The 24,805-nt window shown below is 59.5% G+C and carries 16 protein-coding genes and 1 pseudogene; 5 read left to right on the top strand and 12 right to left on the bottom strand.

Annotated elements, in window-relative coordinates; genetic code table 11:
- Positions 1 to 44 precede the first annotated feature (44 nt).
- From KDX39_RS02435 to KDX39_RS02390, 10 genes are all read right to left on the bottom strand, one after another.
- A complete protein-coding gene (locus KDX39_RS02435) occupies positions 45 to 791 on the bottom strand; it encodes an SDR family oxidoreductase (RefSeq protein WP_231659241.1) in 747 nt (248 codons plus the stop codon).
- 167 nt (positions 792 to 958) lie between these two features.
- Positions 959 to 2,431, bottom strand: a complete 1,473-nt coding sequence (locus tag KDX39_RS02430; RefSeq protein WP_231659240.1) for an efflux transporter outer membrane subunit — start codon at positions 2,429 to 2,431, stop codon at positions 959 to 961.
- Positions 2,428 to 5,535: a multidrug efflux RND transporter permease subunit gene (locus KDX39_RS02425; protein ID WP_231659239.1), complete on the bottom strand. Its 3,108-nt coding sequence runs from the start codon at positions 5,533 to 5,535 to the stop codon at positions 2,428 to 2,430. The genes KDX39_RS02430 and KDX39_RS02425 overlap by 4 nt, the downstream gene beginning before the upstream one ends.
- On the bottom strand, positions 5,532 to 8,642 hold the full coding sequence (locus KDX39_RS02420) for an MdtB/MuxB family multidrug efflux RND transporter permease subunit (protein WP_231659238.1): 3,111 nt from the start codon (positions 8,640 to 8,642) through the stop codon (positions 5,532 to 5,534). The genes KDX39_RS02425 and KDX39_RS02420 overlap by 4 nt, the downstream gene beginning before the upstream one ends.
- Complete coding sequence (locus KDX39_RS02415; protein WP_231659237.1) at positions 8,639 to 9,955, bottom strand: MdtA/MuxA family multidrug efflux RND transporter periplasmic adaptor subunit; 1,317 nt, start codon at positions 9,953 to 9,955, stop codon at positions 8,639 to 8,641. The genes KDX39_RS02420 and KDX39_RS02415 overlap by 4 nt, the downstream gene beginning before the upstream one ends.
- Positions 9,956 to 10,104: 149 nt before the next feature.
- The gene (tpx, locus tag KDX39_RS02410) at positions 10,105 to 10,605 is read right to left on the bottom strand and encodes a thiol peroxidase (RefSeq protein ID WP_043306091.1); all 501 of its coding nucleotides are present in this window, start codon (positions 10,603 to 10,605) and stop codon (positions 10,105 to 10,107) included.
- A gap of 92 nt (positions 10,606 to 10,697) precedes the next feature.
- The gene (locus KDX39_RS02405) at positions 10,698 to 11,615 is read right to left on the bottom strand and encodes a LysR family transcriptional regulator (RefSeq protein ID WP_231659236.1); all 918 of its coding nucleotides are present in this window, start codon (positions 11,613 to 11,615) and stop codon (positions 10,698 to 10,700) included.
- A 112-nt stretch (positions 11,616 to 11,727) separates the two neighbouring features.
- Entirely contained in the window at positions 11,728 to 15,408 is a 3,681-nt protein-coding gene (locus KDX39_RS02400) for a translocation/assembly module TamB domain-containing protein (RefSeq protein ID WP_231659235.1), read from the bottom strand.
- Between the two features lie 5 nt (positions 15,409 to 15,413).
- Positions 15,414 to 17,141, bottom strand: a complete 1,728-nt coding sequence (locus KDX39_RS02395) for an autotransporter assembly complex protein TamA (protein ID WP_231659234.1) — start codon at positions 17,139 to 17,141, stop codon at positions 15,414 to 15,416.
- 58 nt (positions 17,142 to 17,199) lie between these two features.
- A complete protein-coding gene (locus KDX39_RS02390; RefSeq protein ID WP_184322817.1) occupies positions 17,200 to 17,871 on the bottom strand; it encodes a GNAT family N-acetyltransferase in 672 nt (223 codons plus the stop codon).
- A gap of 191 nt (positions 17,872 to 18,062) precedes the next feature.
- On the opposite strand from KDX39_RS02390, the gene xthA reads away from it, so the two are divergent.
- Complete coding sequence (xthA, locus tag KDX39_RS02385) at positions 18,063 to 18,875, top strand: exodeoxyribonuclease III (protein ID WP_231659233.1); 813 nt, start codon at positions 18,063 to 18,065, stop codon at positions 18,873 to 18,875.
- Between the two features lie 127 nt (positions 18,876 to 19,002).
- Positions 19,003 to 20,349: a substrate-binding domain-containing protein gene (locus KDX39_RS02380; RefSeq protein ID WP_231659232.1), complete on the top strand. Its 1,347-nt coding sequence runs from the start codon at positions 19,003 to 19,005 to the stop codon at positions 20,347 to 20,349.
- Between the two features lie 42 nt (positions 20,350 to 20,391).
- Here the strand turns inward: KDX39_RS02380 and KDX39_RS02375 are convergent, their stop codons facing one another.
- A complete protein-coding gene (locus tag KDX39_RS02375; RefSeq protein WP_231659231.1) occupies positions 20,392 to 21,621 on the bottom strand; it encodes an acyl-CoA dehydrogenase in 1,230 nt (409 codons plus the stop codon).
- A 170-nt stretch (positions 21,622 to 21,791) separates the two neighbouring features.
- Between KDX39_RS02375 and KDX39_RS02370 the strand changes: the two genes are divergently transcribed.
- The 3 genes from KDX39_RS02370 to KDX39_RS02360 all read left to right on the top strand — a co-directional run bounded on the left by KDX39_RS02370 (position 21,792) and on the right by KDX39_RS02360 (position 24,209).
- Positions 21,792 to 22,727, top strand: coding sequence for a LysR family transcriptional regulator (locus tag KDX39_RS02370; RefSeq protein WP_231659230.1), 936 nt, complete (start codon positions 21,792 to 21,794; stop codon positions 22,725 to 22,727).
- 160 nt (positions 22,728 to 22,887) lie between these two features.
- A complete protein-coding gene (locus KDX39_RS02365) occupies positions 22,888 to 23,280 on the top strand; it encodes a MerR family transcriptional regulator (protein ID WP_025995485.1) in 393 nt (130 codons plus the stop codon).
- A gap of 17 nt (positions 23,281 to 23,297) precedes the next feature.
- On the top strand, positions 23,298 to 24,209 hold the full coding sequence (locus KDX39_RS02360; protein WP_231659229.1) for a hydroxymethylglutaryl-CoA lyase: 912 nt from the start codon (positions 23,298 to 23,300) through the stop codon (positions 24,207 to 24,209).
- Between the two features lie 281 nt (positions 24,210 to 24,490).
- Here KDX39_RS02360 and KDX39_RS02355 read toward each other — a convergent pair.
- Positions 24,491 to 24,792: pseudogene (locus KDX39_RS02355) on the bottom strand (hypothetical protein).
- Between the last annotated feature and the right edge of the window lie 13 nt (positions 24,793 to 24,805).

The raw sequence follows: 24,805 nt of genomic DNA, 5'->3' as shown, positions 1-24,805 counted from the left end.
CCTCTGGACGGGTCAGCCCGCTCGACGATCTGACAGAGTGCGGGTCAGCGACCGCCCGCCAGATCAATGAACGTGCCCGTGGCGTAGGAGGCCTTGTCGGACAGTAGCCATAGAATCGCCTCGGCCACTTCTTCGGCCGTGCCGCCACGCCCCATAGGCAAAGCGCCTTCAAGCTTGCTGACCCGGAACGGATCACCACTGAGTGCATGGAAGTCAGTAAAGATAAAGCCAGGTCTGACAGCATTGACGCGTATGCCGTCTGGAGCAACTTCCCTGGAAAGACCGAGGGTGAACGTGTCCAGCGCACCCTTGGATGCCGCGTAATCGACATATTCCCCTGCCGATCCCAGCCTGGCCGCAGCCGACGATACATTGACGATGCTTCCGCCGTGCCCGCCATGGTTCGGCGACATGCGCAGCAACGCATGCTTGCTGCACAGCATGGGGCCGACCACGTTGCTCATCATCATCTTGAGCATCCGGAATTCCGACATCTCTTCGACCCGGCACGCCTGAGCCAGCGTCCCTGCGTTATTGACCAGATGCGTCACACGTCCCAGTTCGGCATCCACACGGGCAAACAGCCGGATGATCTCGTCTTCGTTGCTGACGTCAGCCTGTACCGTAATGGCTTGAGCGCCCAGGGCTCTGACCTGGGCGCAGGTCCGTTCGGCAGCGACATGGTCAGACAGGTAGTTGATGCAGATGCGATAGCCCTGGGAAGCCGCGAGGTTGGCAGTGGCTGCGCCGATCCCCCGGGAGCCCCCCGTGATGATGAGAACTTTTTCCATGGATGGGTCTCTTGTGTATCTCGATACGGACCGTGGGCACCGGCCCGGCATGTGCCTGCGGTGAGCCCTGATCCTGCCAGTGTTTGGAATCCGATGCCATCGCCGTGTTTCAGTTTCCGTACGCCATACCGGTCAATGGGTTCTGCCATGCAGAGACCTCAATGACCTCAACGCTCAACCACTGGCGAGGTTTGTCCATCCCATCCGCCGCCCAGTGCGGCAATCAGTTGCACGCTGGCAATCAGGCGACTTTGCAGCACGTTCAGCACTGTCCGCTCATTGCTCAGTGCCGTGGCCTGTACGTTAACCACATCCAGGTAGCCGATCAGACCGGCCTTGTACTGATTGCTGGTCAGGCGCAGAGCGTCGCGGGCAGCCACGAGGGCTTCCTGACGGACCTCGGCTTCTTCTTCATACACCTTGAGTTGAATGAGGTAATTTTCCACCTCCTGAAAACCGTTGAGCACGGTCTGCCGGTACTGCGCGACGGTCTGATCGTAGACGGCTTCGGTGCGGTCGACTTCAGCAGAGCGTCGTCCGCCGTCGAACAGGGTCATGGCCAGCTGCGGACCGACTGACCAGAAACGGTTTGGCAGACTGATCCAGTTGGCGAACGTACTGCTGTTGTAGCCGCCGCTCATGCTCAGGGTGAAGTCTGGATAATAAGCCGCCTTCGCCACCCCGATATTGGCGTTGGCGCCCATCACCGAGCGCTCGGCAGCGGCGATGTCGGGTCTGCGTTCCAGCAACTGCGACGGCAACCCGACCGGAATCTGCGGCAGTTTGGGGATGGAGGTCGTCGCCTGCAGATTGAAGTCCGCCGGCGCCATGCCCATCAGCACGGCAATCGCGTTTTCAAACTGCGCCCGCTGCCACACCAGATCGATCAGGTCGGCCTGAGTGCTTTTCAGCTGAGTCTGTGCCTGAGCCACGGCATCACGTCCCGAAATACCGGCACGGTACTGGTTCTGGGTCAGCGTCAAAGAACGCTGATAGGCATCGACCGTGGCCTCCAGCAGGCGCTTCTGCTCGTCGATCACGCGCAATTGGAGGTAGTTCTGCACCAGTTCCGACTGCAGGCTCAGGCGCATTGCCGCCAGATCCGCGAAGCTAGCCTGTGCGTTGGCCGTATCGGCTTCAAGGCCTCGGCGCAGCTTGCCCCAGACATCCGCCTCCCAACTGACACCCAGTTGGGCGCTGTGGGTTTCGCGGATACCGGAGTTGAGGTTGCTGCTTCCCGAGGTACTGCTGCCGGTCCCCTGACTGGAACGAGTCTTGCCGACGGAGAGATCAAGGGTCGGGAAGAACGCCGCTCGTGAGTTGCGGATCAACGCCTGAGCCTGACGGTACTGGGCTTCATACTGAGCCACGGTCTGGTTGGAGGCGTTGAGTCGCTCCACCAATGCGTTGAGCGCCTTATCGTCGTAAACCTCCCACCACGCGCCTCTGGCCATTGCGTCATCGCGTGGCGTCGCCTGCTTCCAGCCTTCGGCAGCCTTGAAGCTGGCTGGTGTGGCCATATCCGGCTTGTGATAATCCGGGCCGACCGCACAGGCACTCAGCAGCAAGACGCAGAGCCCCATGCCAAGCGGCCTGACCAGCCATCGGTGATTGGGTTTGAAGGCGAGGCGATCAGTCATAACGGAGTTTCCAGAGCTGCATCGGTACGACGGCCCCGCCACCGGCTGAAGCGATGGCGCAAGCGGTCGAGATAAAGGTAAACCACCGGGGTGGTATAAAGCGTCAGCACCTGACTGAACACCAGGCCGCCGATGATGGTGAGGCCCAGCGGCCGACGCATTTCAGCGCCTTCGGCAGTACTCAGCAACAGAGGGAGCGCGCCCAGAATGGCGGCCATGGTCGTCATCAGAATCGGTCGCAAACGCTGCAGACACGCGCTGCGGATGGATTCCTGAGGCGTCATGCCCTGATCGCGCTCCAGATGCAACGCCAGATCGATCATCATGATCGCGTTCTTCTTGACCACGCCGATCAACAGAAACAGGCCCAGCAACGAAATCAGGCTGAATTCACTGCGCAGCACATAGATGCTCAACAATGCGCCCACACCCGCCGACGGCAACGTGGACAGGATCGTCAGCGGATGAATGTAGCTTTCATAAAGAATGCCCAGCACCAGATAAACCGCCAGCAAGGCACCTAGAATCATCCAGGGCTGACTTTTCTGGGTCGCCGCAAATGCGTTCGCGGTCCCGGCCATCTTCGAAATGATCTCGGAGGGCAAACCGATCGCAGCAACGGCACGCTCGATGGCAATGGTGGCCTGATCGAGACTGACGCCTTCGGCCAGATCGAACGAGATGTTCTCTGACGCAAACTGACCGTCGTGAGAAACGCGGTCGCTCTCCAGGCTGCGTTCATAGTGCGCAATGCTCGACAATGGCACTCGCAGCCCATCGGCAGTGATCACCTGTACCTGTTCGAGTGTTACCGGATCCTGCGCATATTTCGGATTGACCTCCATCACCACCTGATACTGGTTCAGGCTGTCATAGATCGTGGAAACCTGACGCTGGCTGTACGCATTGTTGAGCACCGCCGTAACCATGTTCATGTCGATACCCAGCCGCTTGGCGGTATCGCGATTGACGATCAGCGTGACCTGCTGCGCGCCTCGTCCCTCCCGCGCGTCGATGGCCGTGAGTTGCGGCAGCGATTTGAGTGCGGCGACGATCTTTGGATACCACTCACGAAGGACTTCCAGGTCCCCGCTCTGCACGATGTACTGATACTGCGAACTGGTCTGTTCACGCCCGCCACCCAGCTGCAGATCCTGATCCGGGGCCAGGAACAGACGGCCGCCTGGCACATGCGGCAAATTCTTGCGCAGTCGTTCGACCACCTTCTCCGCCGACAGCTTGCGCTCGCCGATGGGCTTGAGTCGCACGATCATGAAGGCGTTGTTGGTGCCGCCGCTGCCACCGATGAAGCCAGCGACGCTCTGTACCGCCGGGTCTGCCAGCACGGCGCGCCTGAAGATTTCCATCTTCGGCTGCATGACCTTGAATGAAAGTCCGTCGTCTCCACGAACGAAGCCCATCAGTTGCCCGGTGTCCTGCTGCGGCAGGAACGTCTTGGGCACCACGACGTAGAGCGCGAAGTTGACCACGATGGTGATCAGCAGACTGGCCAGTGTAAGGCGCGGGTGACGGAGGACCCAGCCAAGCGAACGATCGTAACCGACGACCATCCGGTCATTGACCCGTTCGCTCCAGCGCTGAAACGCGTTTTCCCGCTCAGCCTCACGCGGTTTCAGCCAACGGGCGCAGAGCATGGGCGTCAACGTGAGGGAAACGACCAGCGAGACCACGATCGCCACCGACAGCGTGATGGAGAACTCGCGGAACAGGCTTTCGACCAGACCGCCCATGAACAGAATCGAAACGAACACGGCCACCAGCGAAACGTTCATCGACAGCAGTGTAAAGCCGACTTCCTTGGCCCCCAGAAAAGCCGCTTTCATGGGGTCAAGGCCGTTATGGATGTGCCTTGAGATGTTTTCCAGCACCACGATGGCATCGTCCACTACCAGCCCGGTGGCCAGAATCAGTGCCATCAATGACAGATTGTTCAGGGAGAACCCACACAGGTACATGATGGCGAAGGTGCCCACCAGCGAGACCGGCACCGCCAGGGTTGGAATCAAGGAAGCGCGGAAACTGCCCAGAAACAGGAACACCACCAGCACCACCAGCACCACGGCGATCAGCAGGGTCATTTCCGCTTCATGCAGGGTCGCAGTGATCACCGGGGAGCGGTCCATGGCGACATCAAGCTTCACGCTGGCAGGCAGCACGGCCTGCAAGGCAGGAAGCTGGGCCTTGATCTGCGCCACAGTCTCGATGATGTTGGCCCCGGCCTGACGGTTGATGACGAGCAACACAGCCTGGTTGTCATTGAAAAAACCGCTGTTGTAGCGGTTCTCGACCGCATCGCTGACCTTGGCGACATCCTTGAGTCGCAACGTTGCGCCATCCTGATAGCGAATGATCAGCGGCGCGTAATCCTTGGCCGTCTCCAGTTGATCGTTGGCCTGAACCTGCCAGTTGTGCTGATCGTTTTCCACCGAACCCTTGGGTCGCCTGACGTTACTGCCCGTGATCGCATTACGTACGTCGTCCAGCGAGACGCCGTACTGGGAGAGCAGCTGTGGCTCCAGTTCGATACGCACCGCAGGCAGCGAACTGCCGCCGATCTGCACTTCACCCACGCCAGTGACCTGGGACAGGCTCTGCGACAGGATCGTGGACGCCAGATCGTACAGTTGGCCTTTTTCCAGCACGGTAGACGTCAGCGACAGCACCATGATCGGTGCCTGGGACGGGTTGACCTTCTTGTAGGTCGGCATGCTGCGCATGCCACTGGGCAGCAGGTTGCGCGATGCATTGATGGCAGCCTGAACTTCACGGGCGGCGCCATTGATATCGCGATCCAGATCGAACTGCAGAATCACCCGCGTCGTGCCCTGGCTCGAGTTGCTGGTCATGGTATTGACCCCGGCGATGGTGCCCAACGACCGCTCAAGCGGCGTGGCAACGCTCGACGCCATGATTTCCGGACTGGCCCCTGGCAGGCTGGCCGACACGACGATGACCGGAAAGTCCATGTTCGGCAACGGCGCCACCGGCAGCATCCGAAAGCTGACGGCGCCCAGCAGCATGATTGCCAGACTCAGAAGGACGGTGGCAACCGGTCGACGGATGAAGGGCGCTGACAGGTTCATGCGTCAGCCTGCTCCATACGGGCCGGGGCACCAGGTTTGCGGCTCCAGCGGCGACCCAGTCGGTCGAAATACAGGTAGATCACTGGCGTGGTGAACAGGGTCAGAACCTGGCTCAGCAGCAGACCGCCGACCATCACCAGACCCAGCGGTTGACGCAGCTCTGCACCGGAACCGGTGGCCAGCATCAAGGGAATGGCGCCGAACAGCGCTGCCAGGGTGGTCATCAGGATGGGCCGGAAACGCAGCAAGGCCGCCTCATAAATGGCCGTCTCGGGATCGACACCGCGATTACGTTCTGCATCGAGCGCGAAGTCGATCATCATGATGGCGTTCTTCTTCACGATGCCGATCAGCAGAATGATGCCGATGATGGCAATCATCCCCAGGTCGTTACCGCTGATGAGCAGCGCCAGCAAAGCGCCGACCGCAGCGGAAGGCAGCGTCGAGAGAATGGTGATCGGGTGAATGTAGCTCTCGTACAGTACACCCAGCACAATGTACATGGTCACTACCGCTGCGAGGATCAGCAGCAGCGTACTGGACAAGGACGCCTGGAACGCCTGCGCCGCGCCCTGGAACTGGGTCTGCACGCCGATCGGCATGCCGATATCCTTCTGCACCTGCTCGATGACCTCGACCGCCTTGCCCAGCGCGATATTCGGCGCCAGATTGAACGACATCATCACCGCCGGGAACTGCCCGATGTGGGCGATTGCCAACTGCGCCTGACGCTGCTCGACCCGCGCCAGACTCGACAGTTTTACCTGAGCACCATCAGTGGTTTTTACATGAATCTGTTCCAGCGCTTCAGGCCCCAGCTCGCTGGCAGACGCCGATTGCAGCACGACGCGGTACTGGCTGGCCTGTGTGTATATCGTTGAAATCTGCCGCTGACCGAACGCGTCATACAGCGCGTCCGTGATATTGGCGACGCTGACACCGACCCGGCTGGCCGCATCCCGGTCGATCACCAGATACACCTGAAGGCCCTTGTCCTGCAGATCGCTGGCCACATCCGTCAGCTCGGGGCGCTGGGCCAGCGCATCCACCAGCTTGCCGCTCCACTCACTGAGCAGCTCTGCGTCGGGAGAAGACATGCTGAACTGATACTGGGTCCGGCTGACGCGGTCTTCGATGGTCAGGTCCTGCACCGGCTGCATGAACAGACGAATGTCCGACAGCTTGTCGACTTCCGGCTGTATGCGCTGAATGATTTCGGCGGCGGTCAGGTCGCGTTCGCCGTGGGGCTTGAGGTTGATCAGGAACCGGCCGCTGTTGAGCGTGGCGTTGTCACCGTCCACGCCTATGTAGGACGACAGGCTGACCACCGACGGATCCCGGAGAATAATATCGGCGAGCGCCTGCTGCCGCTCGCTCATGGCCTTGAACGACACCGATTGCGGGGCTTCCGAAATGCCCTGGATGACGCCGGTGTCCTGCACCGGAAAGAAGCCCTTGGGCACGATCACGTAGAGCAGGACCGTCAGCCCCAATGTGCCAATGGCCACCAGCAGGGTCAGCGGTTGATGCTTGAGCACCCAGCGCAAACCGCCACCGTAGACGTTGACGAGCCAGTCGATCCAAGCGCCGCTGGCGCGGTAGAAGCGGCTCTGCTTTTCTTCCTTGGGTTCGCGCTTGAGCAGACGCGCACACATCATTGGCGTCAGGGTCAGCGAGACCACGAGGGAAATCAGGATGGCGACCGCCAGTGTAATGGCGAACTCGCGGAACAGGCGCCCTACCACATCGGCCATGAACAACAGCGGAATCAGTACTGCGATCAGCGACAGGGTCAGGGAAATCAGGGTGAAGCCGATCTGCTTTGCCCCTTTCAGGGCAGCCTGCATCGGCGTTTCGCCCTCTTCGATGTGACGGGAGATGTTCTCCAGCATGACGATGGCATCGTCCACCACAAAACCTGTGGCAATGGTCAGCGCCATCAGGGTCAGGTTGTTGATGGAAAAACCGGCGAGATACATGACGCCGAAAGTGCCGATGAGCGATAACGGTACCGCAATCGAGGGAATGATTGTCGCGCTCAAGCGACGCAGGAACAGGAACGTGACCAGCACCACCAGTACGATGGCGATCAGCAATTCGTGCTGGACGTCGGTGACCGAGGCGCGGATGGTCTGAGTCCGGTCGGTCAGTACGGTCACGTCGAGCCCGGCTGGCAGGTTATCGGTGATGCCCGGCAGCATGGTCTTGATCCGGTCGACCACGTCGATAACGTTGGCGCCCGGCTGACGCTGGATATTGAGCAGAACGGCCTGATTGCGATTGGCCCAAGCCGCCAGCCGTTCGTTTTCGGCACCGTCGACGATCTGCGCCACGTCCTTGAGGCGCAGTGGCGCGCCATCCTTGTAGGCCAGAATCAGGTTGGCGTATTCCTCGGGCGACTTGAGCTGGTCGTTGGCATCCAGCATCGAGACACGGGTCGGTCCATCGAAGTTGCCCTTGGGCTGGTTGACGTTGGACGCACTGATCAGCGTGCGTACATCCGCCAGGTTCAGGCTGTTCGCAGCCAGCGCTTCGGGGTTGACCTTGATTCTTACTGCCTGCCGTTGACCACCGGCAATACTGACCATACCGACGCCGCTGATTTGCGAGATTTTCTGCGCCATGCGCGTGTCGACCAGATCGTTGAGTTTGGGCAGCAGCATGGTTTTCGAGGTAATCGCCAGGGTCAGTACCGGCGTATCCGCCGGGTTGACCTTGTTGTAGACCGGTGGTGCGGGCAAGTCATTGGGCAGCAGGTTGGTGGCACCGTTGATGGCGGCCTGCACCTCCTGCTCGGCCACGTCCATGTTGATTTCCAGACTGAAGCGCAGCGTGATGACCGAAGCTCCGCCCGAACTGGTGGAGGCCATCTGGGTGAGTCCCGGCATTTGTCCGAACTGACGTTCCAGTGGTGCTGTGACGGCGCTGGTCATGACTTGCGGACTGGCGCCCGGATACAGCGTCATCACACGAATGGTCGGGTAATCCACCTGAGGCAGCGCCGAAACCGGCAGCAGGCCGTAGGCGATCAAACCGGCAAGCACAATGGCGAGCATGCTGAGCGTGGTGGCGACCGGCCGCAGGATGAACAGGCGGGACATGTTCATACGCTTGGTTTATCCGCCTTCGGGAGCGAAGCCGATTTGTCGGTACCGCTGTCGGGCTTGCCCTGCAGTTTCTGGCCCGGCCCTGCGGGCACGTCCTTGCTGTCATTGACCACTTCGACCTCGGCGCCGTCTCGCAGACGGTCAGTGCCTTCGAGCACCACGCGCGCACCTGCTGCCAGACCTTCGGTGATGACCGTGGACGTTTCATTGCTCGGGCCGGTCTTGAGCAGATTGATCTTCACCTTCCTGTCACCGTCCATGACGTACACGAACGTACCGTTGGTGCCGAACTGCACCGCGGCAGTCGGTACAAGGATGGCTTGAGTCAGCGTGTCGGCGCGCAGTCGCACGTTGACGAACTGGTTGGGGAACAAGGTTTCGTCGCGGTTATCGAAGCGGGCCTTGAACTTGAGTGTGCCTGTTGCCACGTCAATCTGGTTGTCGAGGCTGGCGAGTACACCCGTGGCCTGCATTTTCACGTCGCCGCGATCCCAGGCTTCCACGGGCAGTTTGTCACCCGTGCGATAGCGGGCAATCACGCTGGAAAGGTCTTTCTCGGGCAAGGTGAAATTGACTGAAATCGGCTGGGTCTGGGTGATGACAACCAGCGCGGTGGTGTCGTTGGCAGCCACCAGATTGCCGACGTCCAACTGCTTGAGCCCTACCCGACCGGCAATCGGCGCACGGATACGGGTAAAATCCAGGTTGAGTTTCGCTTCGGCCACTGCTGCCTGATTGCTCTTGATGGTGCCCTGATATTGATTGACCAGCGATTCGGCGGTGTCCAGCGTCTGCTTGGCGATGCTGTCCTCGGCAAAAAGTCCGCGGTAGCGCTGAACGTCAAGCTGAGCATTTTTTAACAGCGCCTGATTGGTTGCCAGCGTGCCCTCGGCCTGCTGAAGTGCGACCTGGTAGCTGCGTGGATCGATCTCCGCCAATAGATCGCCAGCCTTTACCATCTGGCCTTCCTGAAAGTTGAGCTTGATCAGTTCGCCCGCCACCCTGCTGCGTACGTTAATGGTATTGGTCGCAGTAACAGTGCCCAGCGCCTTGTAATAGATTGGAAAATCGCTCTGCGTCACTGGCGCCACACGTACGGGAACCGCTGCAGCCGAGCCGCCGAAACCGGGCCTGACCATACCGCTTGATTTGCTGGTATGCGTGGCTTTACCGGCCGTATCAGTGCCGGTGGTTGAGGCAGAGCCGGGCCAGAACCTCCAGCACAGGCCGACAATAATCAACAGGACCAACAAACTGATCAACCAGCGACGGGATTTACGGGGGCCAGACGATTGCATGAATAAATCAACCATTACAGGTGAGGGCTTCTTTGGAGGCTGAACAATAAGCACAGATGAGCTGCAAGCAAAGCGCCTTTACCAAGCGCTTACTTTCGTTAAACGGTTGAAGCACAAATAAAAACGGCCTGAACGGGTTCAGGCCGTCGATGGGTTGCTGAACGTTACTTCAATACTGCCAGTGCAGCCTCGTAGTTCGGTTCTTCAGCGATTTCGGAAACCAGCTCGCTGTGCAGCACATTGTTATTTTCATCCAGAACCACGACGGCGCGGGCGGTCAGACCTTTCAGAGGACCGTCGGCAATGGCCACACCGTAGTTTTCGCTGAAATCAGCGCTGCGGAAGGTGGACAGGTTCTTGACGTTTTCCAGGCCTTCGGAACCGCAGAAGCGAGCCTGGGCGAAAGGCAGGTCGGCGGAGATGCACAGCACGACTGCGTTGGCCACATCGTTTGCCTGAGCGTTGAACTTGCGTACCGAAGTCGCGCAGGTCGGCGTGTCGACGCTTGGGAAGATGTTCAGTACTTTGCGCTTGCCGGCGAACTCCTGCAGAGTCACTTCAGCCAGGCCGGCACCCACCAGCGTGAAAGCAGGTGCAGCGCTGCCGTTCTTTGGCAGTTCGCCATTGACTTGAACAGGGCCGCCTTTGAGAGTCACTTGAGCCATGAAACGATGTCCTTTTTCAGTGGGTTTGGATAAGAACCAGAAGTTAAACACGAAAGTGAAGCATGACCTATATCGGATAATTCCGAATTCGCTCAGGAATTGAGTCGGTCCCTGATCTCGGGCCGGGCACACAATTCAGCCAGCCAGTCGACGAACACCCTGACACGCCGCGACAACTGTCGATGCGGTGGATACAGCGCCATAAGCGGTAATGCAGGCGGCCGATATTCACGCAGTACTTCAACCAGCGTGCCGCTGCGCAACTGCCCGGCAATATGGTAGCGCGGTGCCTGGATAAGTCCGAACCCGGCTTCACACGCAGCGACGTAGCCTTCTGCGCTGTTGACGGCAATTGAGCGTGGCAGGCGGGGCTCATGCAACTGTCCACGCACCATGAACTGTAACCCGTAACGCTTGTTGGTTCCGGTCGAGAAATATTCAATCACCTTGTGCTGCGCCAACTCATCCAGATCAAGGGGCGAGCCGTGCTGATCGAGGTACGACCGGCTGGCACAGGTCATCTGCGTAAGGTTTTCCAGAGGCCTGGCGACCAGCGCCTCATCATGGGAGCTTCCAGCGCGCAGTACGCAATCGACGCCCTCACGTATCAGATCGACCTGTCGGTCACTCATGCCGATCTCCAGTTCGATCTGCGGATAACGTCGAGTGAACTCCGGCAGCGAGGGCATCACGATCATGCATCCCAGACTCATGGGCAGATCAACCCGCAGCAGCCCCTTGGGCCCGGCGTTGAGCGATGAGAACGCGGACTCGGCATCTTCCAGGTCAGCCAGCAGACTCAGGCAGCGCTGGTAGTAAGCATTGCCATCGGGCGTGGCACTGACCTGGCGTGTGGTGCGTTGCAAGAGCTGGACACCCAGGTGCGCTTCCAGCTGCTTGATCAGAATCGTCACCGATGCACGGGGCATCTGCAGGCTCTCGGCGGCCCTGGCGAAGCCGCCAAGTTCGACGATGCGGGTGAAAACGCGCATGGCGTTGAATCGATCCATGATTACCGGTATTCCGCTTTCTGGGTAAGCCAATATGAAGAAACGTTTTAGCGGGTTCTTGCCTGTTCTGTCGAGCGCAACATTTTGTCAGCCTTCCGTGACAGCGTCGCTATCAAAAGTCGCGCTTGTAGAAAATGTCCAGTGAGCTGGCGATTCCGCTGGCCGCTTCCAGGTAGACCCGCTTGCTCAGCAGGTAGCGCAACGCGATGGTATTGGCAGGCTCGAACACGCCAACCCCGTAGCGCAGGCTCAGCTTGTCGGTGATCTTGCCACTGGCTACGACATTGGTCTTGTCGCCGGTCCCGGACGTGTCCAGTTCGAAGTCCTTGATGCCCAGATTATCGGCCAGTTTGCCGGTCGTCGAAGCACTGCCTGCGACGCCAAGTGCCAGCGCAGCCTGCGCAACCATGTTGTTGTCCTCGCCGGAATTGCCCAGTGGACGGCCCATCACCAGATAGGACAGCGCCTGCTCCTGGCTCATCGCCGGCTCGGAGAATACCTCGGTGGTCGGCTGTTCCGCGCTGCCGGTCAGTCGGATGCCAGCGATCACATCGTCTGTCTGACGAATCGCCTCGATATCCAGATACGGCTGATCCACAGGGCCTGCGAACAGGAGCCTCGCCTTGCGAATGGTCAAGCGCTGCCCGTAGGCGCGGTAACGCCCGTTGTTGAGACTCAGCTCGCCACGGGTATCGAGGTTGTCGCCTATGTGGACACGCCCGACCAGATCGGCAGTCAGGCCGAAGCCGTTGAAACTGAGCGTGTCCTGGCCGACTTCCACGTCGATGTCCATGGCAACGGCAAGTGGCGGCGCGCCCTCCTCGGTCTGCTGGCCGACAATCACAGTGTCGCCTGACAGCTTGACGGTTGAAGGTGGCAGCTCGCGAACGGTGATAGTGCCTTTGGGGATCAGCACCTTGCCGGAGACCGCCAGCCGCTCGCCCTGCATCGAAATTTTCAGGTCGGGAGCCGCTTCGACTTCCGCGTAAGGCTCCACATGAATCGGCAGCCGCGAACCTTTCAGACTCAGGTCAACCACCGATGCCTGCCCCCAGGCCACCTGTCCGGTGAGGGAGCCCTGCCCAGTGGAGCCACTTTTCCAGCCGCCGTTCACCTGAACGTTCTCGCCAGCAATCAGCGCCTGAACATTAAGGTCACGCAGCTCCAGCGGCAACTCTGGACCCGACACTTCGCCGCCCTGAAGCGTGACGCTGCCATTGACCAGCGGCGCCAACAGTCCACCGGAAAGACGGCCGCTGCCATTCAGGCGACCGTTGAGCTTCTCGACCATAGGTGCAAACGGGCGCGCCACCGACAGATCCAGACCCGACAAGTTGAATTCGCCAGACAGCGCTTTATTGCTGGAAAGCGGATCGATCTGCGCGCTCAACAGCAGACGCCCCAGCTTCGCGCCGTCAAAATCAAGCCGGGAATCGATGCGCTTGGGCGTCAACGTGCTGGTCAGCCTGAGAGTCTGGTACGGGAAGTCGAGCCATTGCTCCTTGTCGCGTACCCGCAACGTGCCGCCACCGGCATCGACTGTGATCTGGCCATTGGGGCCGGCAGCAGGCACATCCAGCTGAACGTCGGCGTTGAGCGATCCTTTCCAGGCAAAATCCCTGGGCATCCACTGGGCAAGACTCTCGAGTGGGAAGTTCTTGAGGTGATAACGCAAGCGAGGCTCGGGCATCAGCCGCTGATCCTCACCGCACAGGCTCGCGTTACCGGACAGCCAGCAATGCGCACCAACGTTGAGTTTTCCATCGGCCAGCCGTTCGATTTTTGCCGGTTGTTGCAGACGCCAGGCCTGTCCACCGCTTTGGACGTTGCCACTGGCCAGACGGCCACGCCAGTTGCCGTTATCCAGCGTTCCATCCAGCGCCAGCGCCAGCTTGAGCAACGGGCCTTGCAGATCGAGCTTCAACTGCTGCGCCTTGAGGGTGCCCTGGCCGTCCAGCGTCAATGTCCCGAGGGCCGTATCGCCCGCCTGAATGCCGGAGCCTTTGACGTTGATCGTCGCACGTTGCGCCGCGTCCAGTTTCGCGTTGGCCGTCAGACTCTGCAGACGGTTATCCTGAAATGCGAGCTGGCTGCCCTGCAGGTTGAGCTGGCCCTGCGGAGCCCTCAAGGTGCCCGCCAGATCCAGACGACCTTTCGCCTGACCCTGCAGGCGTGGCCACAACTGGCCCAGTCGCGGCAGATTGAGATCCAGCTGGCCTTGCAGGCGCTGATCGAGACTCCCACGGCCCTCAATCCGGTTGTCACCGAGGCGAATGCTCAGACCAGGCAGGTTCCATTGCTGACCCCGGCCATCGGCCTTCGCCTGCAATACCGCAGGCTGCCCACGCAGGCGACCTTTCAGATCCAGATCGGCGGTCAGCTCCAGTTGTTCGTTTTTGAGCTGCCCCTTGCTGCGCAAAGGTCCGGCGAGCGTACCGGGCAGTTCAGCCACCCAGAACGAAGGATCCAGCGAGCTGAGGTCCAGTGCCGTGTCCCAGCCAATGCCGTCGGCAAATTGCAGGTTCAGATGACCGCTGGCCTTACCCTGCCCGGCCACCACTTCCAGTTGCGGCAGATAAATCCGCTGCAGGTCGCCGCTGAAGGGGCTGACGACGGTGAACGCACCTGCCGGCCCCTTGAGACTGGCATTGAAATTACCCAGATACTTGCCGTCGGTATAGGACACATCCCCCTTGAATGCATGCAGTGCGACTTGCGGCTCCGATTCAAGCGGATACAGCCGCTGCCACGGGAAATCGAGCCAATCGACTGTGGCATCTGCGCTTAAGCCGGTCTCCCAGTTCACTTTGCCATTGACGAGCAGACGCTGCTGTTCGCTGGCGGCGAGGTTCAGCGCCTCAATGGTGGCACCTTTGGCGTCCGCGAGGCCTTGCAGCGCAAGCGTCATGGGGCCTTTTTCCGCAGGCAGACTGGCCGTGCCGTTGATCTGATAACCAGTGTCCAGATTACCTTCGGCGGTCAGCAGCAACTGATCAAGCTGGATCGTTTCCGGTAACCCTGCACTGGGTTTGAAACGGTCCGAAGTGAGTTGAAGGCGCGCGGGCAGATGCTCGGCAAGCGGTTGCAGCTCTCCGCTCAAACGGCCTGTCAGATACCCGCTGCTGTCGGCATTCAGTTGCAGGGTCTTGAGCAGATCACCCTGAATATCCAGTGCCAATGCCCACGGCTTGCCGTCCTGCGGCGGCAATTGCAAGTGCCCAGCGAGGGCCAGCGGCCAGTCGCCAGCAGGGTTGAGCAGCCCGTTGAGGTCCAGAACCATTTCGTCACGCTGCAGATGCGCACGGTCGATCTGCAGCCCCTGAGCCGTCCAGTGGGCGGCAAGCTTGAGGTCGCGCAGTTGCTCGATACCGTCGAGTTGCAGACTGCCAAGCTGGACGTCCTTGAGTTCAATAGCCAGCGGCAACTTGAGAGTGGGTAAGGTCATGGGACCTTTACTGGCTGGCTCTGTGCCGGGCGCAAAGTGCAGCATGACGCTTTCAGCGTTCAGTTGATCGACGCAGAGCGTCATCTTGAGCAGGCAACCCGGAGTCCAGTCAAATGCCAGCGCCTGAACCTCGACGCGGTCTTCACCTTGCACCCAGAGCAAGCGGTCGGCGCTCCACTGACCGCCCAGCCGACCTTGAAAGTTCCCCAGTTGCAGGCCAGGCATGCGGGCCAGTGCCCACTGGCTGCCGCTTTGCGTGCCAAGCACCAGCGAGATGCTTGCTACCAGCACCAGCAAAACCGCCAGCAGGCTCAGTCCGGCGATTTTCAGACCGCGCTTGATGTTCATCTTCGTCAAAGCTCCGGCCCCATGGAAAAGTGCAGACGAACACCGCCGTCATCGTCCAGTGGATGCGCCAGATCCAGACGCAGCGGTCCAACCGGAGAGACCCAGCGCACGCCGAAGCCGACGCCGGTTTTCAGGCTCGGCAAATCCAGGTTGTTGAACGAGTTGCCCTGATCGACAAAGGTCGCCAGCCGCCACTTTTCGGCAATCGAGTACTGGTACTCAACGCTGCCCGCCACCATGTAGCGCCCACCGATCCGGTCGCCATCGGAGTTGGTCGGTGACAGGGTCTGATAGTCATAACCGCGCACGCTCTGATCGCCACCCGCGAAAAAGCGCAACGATGGCGGTATCGAGGTGTAGCCGTCAGTGAAGTTTCCACCGAACTGGACACGCCCGAGAAAACGGTGATTTTGTGCAACGGTGGTCAGGCCTTTGAGCAGCACATTGCCGCGAACAAGGTTGGCGTCGGACCCCAACCCCTCCTTGGCCACCTGCGCATCGAATTGCAGCCGGTAGCCTTTATGCGGGTCGATACGGTCGTCGCTGCGCAGGTAGGAATAGCTGACGCCCGGCATCAGCAAAGTGCTCAGACCGGAATCGTCCCCGAGCCGATATTCTTCACGCTGCCATTTCAGCGAGACCACCCGCTCCCAGCCGCTGGGCAATTTGCTGTGCCATTCGGGGCCGACGGTCAGCAGCTTGCTGAGGCTGTCGGTACCTGCGATCTCTTCGTATTGATAGCCACCGGCGAAACGCAGCTTGTCGGTCAACGGCGGATCGAGCGGCACGTCGTACCAAAGGCCCACGTTCTGCCGAGGGGCCGAAAGTTCAGACTCGAAGCCGTAGCTGTGCCCTTGAGCGTTGGCCCAGTGCCGGGTCCAGTTGGCCTTGCCTCTGGGCCCGACGTCGGTGGAGAAACCAAGACCCAGGCCCATGGTGCGCGGCTTGCGGGTTTCAAGCTGCACCGTGACCGGGATAACCTGGCCGACGGCTGCGGTCGGTGCCGCATCCACGCGCACGCCTTCGAAGTAACCGCTCGCCTGCATCGCCTGATTGAGCTCTGCAATCAACTGCGAGTCGTAGGGGGTGTTCTCCTTGAACGGCACCATCCGTTTGAGGAGGTCTTCGTCGAACGGCGAATCACCACTGAACACCACTTTGCCCAGCGAATAACGGGGACCGCTGTCATACACCAGATCGATGTCCGCAACACCGGCACGCGGGTCGATGGCAAGACGCTGGCTTGTGAAGTGACCGCTGAAGAAGCCGTAGCGGGACGCCTGATTCTGAATCAGCCGCTTGGCGTCTTCATAATGACCATGGTTCAAAACGGCACCGGCCTTGAGCGCGTCGCTCTGCGGCACCTTGAAGGCCTTCAGCGACGCGGCCGGCCCCTCGACCCGGACGACCACATTGCGCAAGCGAATGGGCTCACCCGGCAAGACCTTGATGATCAGGCGAGGGTTTTCACCGTCCCGAATTTCACTGTCGATCTGCGCCTGATAGTATCCAAGCGCCTGAGCGGCCTTTTCCGCCTGCTGCTCCGCACCGAGACTGAAATTACGCAGGGCCTGAGCGTTACGCTCGCCAAGCTCACCGACATAACCTTCTATGTTGGCCTTGAGGTCCGGGTTGGCGGGCGTGATCTGCACATCAAGGCGTGCTTCGGCCAGTGCCGCAGCACTTAAAGACATTACAAGCACACCGCCAGTGCATATTCTGAAAAGCTTCATGGGCAAGGATGCTAGCACGACCTGAGGGCTACGCTGAAAACCCTAAAACAACGGTGTTTCAAACCGTTACGTCATGGATCGGCAGTGGGGCCTTAGGGTTCGGGTGAAAAAAGACATGCTCTCGGACGGGTCCTACCGCAATTTCGCCAACTTCCTGATAGCCCTGCCGCTTATAGAACTCGAGATAGCGAGGATTTCCGGTGTCCAGCACGATGCCTTCGGAATTTTCATCCTCCGAGCACCAGTCATGTAGCGCCTGCAGAAGCTGTTCGCTTAGTTCCTGTCCGGTCTTCTGCCCCTGAAATTCCGGCTCCAGCCCGATCAACGGCAGTACATGAACGGTCTCCGAAGGCACGCAGGCCAGCACTGCATTGTAGTAAGCCAGGTAGCGTTGCGTGCAACTCAGGCCCGTCCCCACCACCATGCGCAAACGCCATGCCCAGCTTTCCGTAATCCCCAGACGACGCTGCGGCGGTGCAATAAGCGCAACGCCCACCAGACGATCCTCGATGAACAACCCCATGCCAGGCTGGTTCTGCAGGAAATGCTGCTTGACCAGTTGACGGATGGTTTCGCGAATCCGATTTTCGAAGCCAGAGCGCTGCGAGTTGAATACATAGGCGAAGGTTGGATCGTTACGGTACGCACGGAACAGCAAGGCACGGGTTTCACGGGCATAACCACTGTCGAGCTGGCGAATTTCGCCCCGGATGGCAGCAGGTTGGGACATGGACGGACCTCATAATGACGGGACTGCTTTTGCGCAGCACTTTGGCAAGCATCGTTTCGAGTGATGGCACCTTGCGACAGTTCAAACAAATTGCCAGACAGGCTCGATATACCTCCAAAGGCCGCTCTGCTGGCCCTGAGTCGACAGGTCAGCTAGCATCGCGGTTTGTTTTTCTTCAGGACTGCCGTTTTATGAAAATCGTCTCGTTCAACATCAATGGGCTCCGCGCTCGACCGCATCAGCTGGCAGCGCTGATCGAGAAACACCAGCCTGACGTGATCGGTCTTCAGGAAACCAAAGTCTCGGATGAGCAGTTTCCTCAGGCAGAGATCGAAGCCTTGGGTTACCACGTTCATTTTCACGGACAGAAAGGTCATTACGGCGTCGCGCTGCTATCGCGCCAGGCTCCGCTGGCGGTGAACAAAGGCTTTGACGGCGACGACGAAGCGTCGCAGAAGCGTTTCATCCAGGGCACTTATGCCGATGCTGACGGCCAGGCCATCACCATCATGAACGGCTATTTTCCACAGGGCGAAAGCCGTGACCACCCGACCAAGTTCCCCGCCAAACAGCGTTTCTACAACGACCTGCAAACGCTGCTCGAAACCCGTTTCAGCAATGAGCAGCCGCTGATAGTGATGGGCGACGTGAATATTTCGCCACAGGACTGCGATATCGGCATCGGTCCGGACAATGCCAAGCGCTGGCTGAAAACCGGTAAATGCAGTTTCCTGCCCGAGGAGCGCGAGTGGATGGAGCGGCTGAAAAACTGGGGGCTGGTAGACAGTTTTCGGCATCTGCACCCGGAAGTCGTCGATCGGTTCAGTTGGTTCGACTACCGCAGCCGCGGCTTTGAAGACGAGCCCAAGCGCGGCCTCAGGATCGACCTGATCATGACCTCCAGCGGCCTGCAGCCGCGCATCAAGGCTGCGGGCGTGGATTACGATCTGCGCGGCATGGAAAAGCCATCGGACCACGCGCCGATCTGGCTGGAACTGCACTGACAGCCGAGCGCAAGTTCCTGTCCGACATTGCGGGCAGGTAGCGCTTCCTCCGACGTGAAAACTGTCATATCTCCGTAACGTCCCTGTCTTATTCTCTCGGCACTTCCGTTCATTCAAGGTGCCGCCGATGTTGCGCGCTCTGCTTGCGGCGCTGCTCCTTGCAAGCGCCACCCTTCCCTGCGTCGCGGCGCCCCCGCTGCCGATACCGTCTGACGATTCGCCCGCACTGCGCATTCAAGGCTCCAATACCATCAACGCCAGGCTCGGGCCTATGCTGGTCGAAGGACTCATGCGTCAGCAGGGACTGCAAGCCGTACAGACCCTGCCAGGTGATGCCGTCAATGAACAGCGTGTCGTGGGCGTGGTGTCAGGCACAAACAAGCCCGTTCGGGTAGAAATCGCTGCCCACGGTTCAGGTACCGGATTCGAAGCTCTGAATGCAGGGACCGCCGACATGGCCTCCTCCTCACGCCCGATCAAGCCTCAGGAGGCTGCGGACCTCGCACGATTGGGCGACCTTCAAAGCGCTGCAGGCGAACAAGTCATCGCCATCGACGGGGTGGCGGTCATCCTGCATCCCGGCAACCCGCTGCGCGAGCTGGACACACGGCAACTGGCGCGGATCTTTTCCGGCGAGGTCAGGGACTGGAGCGAGGTGGGTGGCACAACCGGTCCGATCAGGCTTTACACACGTGACGAGAAGTCCGGGACGTGGGAAACCTTCAAGGAACTGGTACTGCTCAAACAGGGCAAGAGCCTGTCCAAAGCCGCGATCCGATTCGAGTCCAGCGAGCAACTGTCCGATGAGGTCAGCAAGGACCGTAACGGTATCGGGTTCATCGGCCTGCCTTACGTCCGTCGCGGCAGAGCCATCGCGATTGCCGATGGCGATTCAAAGCCCATGCTGCCGACGGTCAACCTGATTGCCACCGAGGACTATCCGCTGTCACGGCGCTTGTTCTTATACGTGCCACCATTGAAACAACAACCCTGGGCTGAAGCGCTGGTGCAGTTCGCGCAGAGCGCCGAGGGCCAGGCCATCGTGGCACAAAACGGATTCGTCGCGCAGACGGTGCAGGCGATCAAGGTCGCGACAACCCGCCAGATGCCGGTCGATTACCAGTCTCTCACCCGCAAGGCCGAGCGTCTTTCGGTCAACTTTCGCTTCGCCCAGGGCAGCGCACGGCTGGACAACAAGGCCCAACTGGATCTCAAGCGTGTGGTGGAATACCTGAAAGCCAACCGCAGACTTCACCAACGCGTCACGCTCGTCGGCTTCGGCGACGCCAAGAGCGACCCGGAGCGTGCGGTGCTGCTTTCAAGGCTCAGGGCCATGGCCGTGCGCCGTGAACTGCAGAAAAGTGGCGTGACTTTCCGAGAAATTCTGGGACTTGGTGACGAAATGCCCGTCGCCGCCAACGACCTGGACGATGGCCGGATCAAGAATCGGAGGGTTGAGGTGTGGGTGGAGTAGTCGCGTGTGCGCCATCTGACTTGCAGCGCCCTGTCAGAACGCTCAAGACCGACTGCGCACCCCATCCGCAGGCACATACTTGCCCAGCTCAAACTTGCCGATTGCAGCCCGGTGGACCTCGTCCGGACCGTCTGCCAGACGCAGGGTGCGTTGCATGGCATACATGTAAGCCAGCGGAAAATCATTGGAAACGCCCGCCCCGCCGTGCATCTGAATGGCCCGGTCAATCACCTTCAGCGCAATGTTGGGTGCCACGACCTTGATCTGCGCGATTTCGCTTTTCGCCACCTTGTTGCCCACCGTGTCCATCATGTAAGCCGCCTTGAGTGTCAGCAAGCGGGCCATGTCGATCTCCATGCGTGAATCGGCGATCTTGTCGATATTGCCGCCGAGCCTCGCCAAAGGCTTGCCGAACGCAACACGATCGATGGAGCGCCTGCACATCAGCTCAAGCGCCCGCTCGGCCATGCCGATCGAACGCATGCAGTGGTGGATGCGACCCGGCCCGAGACGCCCCTGGGCAATCTCGAAGCCGCGCCCTTCGCCCAGCAGCACATTCTCGTAAGGCACCCGAACGTTTTCGAACAGCACTTCCGCATGACCATGGGGTGCATCGTCGTAACCGAATACCGGCAACGGCCGCACGATTTTCACGCCGGGCGTGTCGACGGGCACCAAAATCATGGAGTGCTGCTGATGACGCGGACCCTCCGGATTGCTCAGGCCCATGAAAATCAGAATCTTGCAGCGCGGATCACAGGCACCGGATGTCCACCATTTACGGCCGTTGATCACCCACTCGTCGCCCTGACGCTCGGCTCGCGCGGCCATGTTGGTGGCATCCGATGAGGCAACATCCGGCTCGGTCATGGCAAACGCCGAACGAATCTCGCCGCGCAACAGGGGCTCCAGCCAGCGGGTTTTCTGCTCTTCGCTGGCATAGCGAACCAACACTTCCATATTGCCGGTATCCGGCGCGGAGCAGTTGAACGGCTCCGGCCCCAGCAGTGAACGGCCCATGATTTCCGCAAGCGGTGCGTATTCCAGATTAGTCAGCCCGGCACCCAGCTCGGACTCGGGCAGGAACAGGTTCCACAACCCTTCTGCCCTCGCCTGCGCCTTGAGCTGCTCCATGATCGCCGTCGGCTGCCAACGGTCGCCCTCCGCAACCTGCCGTTCGAACACCGGCTCGGCCGGATAAACGTAGGCATCCATGAACGCGGTCACACGCTCACGCAGTGCCTGCACCTTGGGGGAATACGCAAAATCCATGAGCAGCTACCTTTCTTCGGGGCGTCTTTGTGATGAGAGGGATGCTAGAGAACGCGCGTGCATTTATCTAATCTATTCTCAGCGTGTATAAACATTCATAACCGATATATGATCAAGCCACGTTGCGGCACAAGCGACGATCCACAAAAACAGGACGAGGCGCTCCACCAATGAACCTGAGCAAGGTTGATCTCAATCTATTCATTGTCTTCGACGCCATTTACACAGAAGCCAATCTGACCCGGGCCGGACAGATCGTCGGCATCACCCAGCCGGCCGTCTCCAACGCGCTGGCACGCTTGCGCGAGACCTTCAACGATGCGTTATTCGTGCGCACCGCCCAGGGCATGGTGCCCACGCCCATGGCGCAGAACATCATCGGCCCGGTACGCAATGCCCTGTCCTTGCTGCGTGTATCCGTCCAGGAAAGCCGGATATTCAATCCGCAGCAGGCCAGCAAGAACTATCGCATCAGCATGACCGACCTTACCGAAGCGGTGATTCTGCCGCTGCTGTTTCAACGTCTGCGTCGTCTGGCGCCAGCGGTGACCATCGAAAGCTTTCTGTCCAAGCGTCGCGAGACCACCAAAGAACTCGCGGCCGGGCGGCTGGACTTTGCCGTCGACGCACCGCTCAACACCGATCCACAGGTACGGCATGTCAAGCTGATGGAAGATAAATACGTCTGCGCCATGCGCAAGGGACATCCCCTTGCAGGCAAGCCGGCGTTCGCTCTGGATGACTATCTGGCGCAGGCGCACATTCATATTTCGAGCCGTCGCAGTGGACTGGGTCATGTGGACCTGGCGCTGGGCAAGATGGGTATCCAGCGCAAGATCGCCCTGCGCTCCCAGCACTACCTGATGGCCACACAGGTTTTGCAGCAAACGGACATGGTCATGACCGTGCCGGAACGCTTTGCCCGTCGCAACGACCTGCACTTCGTGTACCTGCCGGTGAATGACGTGCCCTCGGTCGAAACGCACCTCTACTGGCACGAAAGCACGGATCAGGATCCGGCCAATCGCTGGATGCGCGAGCAGATCATTGAGCTGTGCCAGCGGGTTACCGCGCAGGAACAACACCTGGAAAAAGCCTCAGCTTGATACGTTAATACATTGTTTTTATTAACGAATAGTTTTCGAGTTGACGTCATTTCCAGATCGAGAACAATCGTCTTTCCTGCACGCCTTCTCAGCAAGCCTGCTTGACGTATACGTCAAGCAGGCCGTAGGTTAAACCCTACGCCTTTCGTTGAGCCTCACCATGAGCAGCCAGACCTACAGCATTTCAGAACTCGCTCGCGAGCTGGACATTACTACCCGCGCCATTCGTTTCTATGAAGAACAGGGCATGCTCTGCCCAGAGCGGCGAGGTATGGAACGTATCTATTCGGCGCGAGACAAAGTGACCCTGAAACTGATCCTGCGCGGCAAGCGCATCGGTTTTTCACTGGCCGAGTGCAAGGAACTGATCTCGCTCTACGACCCCAGCGGCGATAACCAGAAACAGCTGCACACCATGCTGGGCAAGATTGCCGAGCGTCGTGACCAACTCGAACAACAGTTACTGGACATCCAGCAGATGCAGCTTGAACTCGATACGGCGGAAGAACGCTGCCGAGCGGCACTGGATCGAACCGCCACTCCAACCCTATGACTTCAGGTAGCCTCGCCATGCCTTTGCCCACGTCCCTGCCCCGACATGTCAGCCTCGTAGAAGTGGGCCCGCGCGATGGCCTGCAGAACGAGTCACGCCCTATCAGCATCGCAGACAAGGTCCGCTTGGTGGATGACCTCACAGCAGCTGGACTGGGCCACATCGAGGTCGGCAGCTTTGTTTCTCCCAAGTGGGTACCTCAAATGGCAGGGTCCGCGCAGGTTTTCGAACAGATCCAGCGCCGTGAAGGCGTTATCTATTCGGCGCTGGCCCCCAACTTCAGAGGTTTCGAGGACGCCCTGGCGGCAGGCGTTCGGGAAGTTGCGGTATTCGCTGCGGCGTCGGAGGCGTTCTCGCAGCGCAACCTCAATTGCTCTATCAGCGAAAGCCTGGAGCGTTTCGCGCCGATCATGGAAGCGGCCCGTCTGCACGGGTTGCGCGTCAGAGGCTACGTATCCTGCGTGCTGGGCTGCCCTTATGAGGGGCGTGTCACACCCGAGCAAGTGGCTGCAGTCGCCAACGAACTGCACGCCATGGGTTGCTACGAGATTTCGCTGGGCGACACCATCGGCACCGGCACACCGGGCGCAACCCGTGCGCTGTTCAGTACGGTGGCCAATCAGATTCCACGCGGCAAGCTCGCGGGACACTTTCATGACACCTATGGTCAGGCGCTGGTGAATATCTATGCCAGCCTTGAAGAAGGCATTCACGTTTTCGACAGCTCTGTCGCAGGCCTCGGTGGCTGCCCTTATGCCAAGGGCGCCAGCGGCAACGTTGCTACCGAGGACGTGCTGTATATGCTCGAAGGCATGGGGATCGAAACCGGAGTCGATCTGGATCAGGTGATTCAGGCGGGCCAGCGGATCTGCGACGTGCTTGAGCGCAGTAACGGTTCGCGAGTGGCCAGGGCGCGCCTGTCTGCATGAGCGTGTCACCGGTCGGTAACCAAGTGCGACAACTTGTCACACAGTGTTACCCTCCGTCGCGTCCTGTCGAGGCAAACGGGTAACACGGAAACAATCGACAGCCCATTCAAAGGTCCCGTGATACAGCGATGCACCCGAAACCCCGTATTTAAAGGGTTTTTAAAAACTGGCACGGGTCCTGCTATATCTCTGATACAACAAAAATAAAAACACGCAGCAACCCAATAAAAACAATACGTACCGGCTCTGACATAACAAGAACAACACGGACAGAGGCGTAGCTAACAGATTTTTTTGGAGTGGATAGCTTTTCTGAATCGCTTGCCTGCAAGCCGTTCGCAACCAGACAGAGAACAATAAAACTGCCTCAAGGCGGCTGCCGGACTGGTTGGATCACTACGATGAAAGTGTCATCAGCGCTCAAAAAAATACGTTTGCTTTTGGTCCTGCTTAGGGATCGCTCAAAAAAGATGTGAAGGGCAAGGCTGCCAAAAATAACAACAGGCCTCCCGAAAACAAAAAAAGAGCATTGAAGAAGAAACCTTGAAGGGGAGCCCAGGCTCCCCTTCGTGCTTTCCGGCATTCGATACCCCCAC

The organism is Pseudomonas sp. CDFA 610 (assembly GCF_021147865.1).
Lineage (GTDB): Bacteria > Pseudomonadota > Gammaproteobacteria > Pseudomonadales > Pseudomonadaceae > Aquipseudomonas > Aquipseudomonas alliivorans.
Note: the sequence above shows the minus strand (reverse complement) of the source record. Positions and strands in the feature narration are given on the sequence as shown.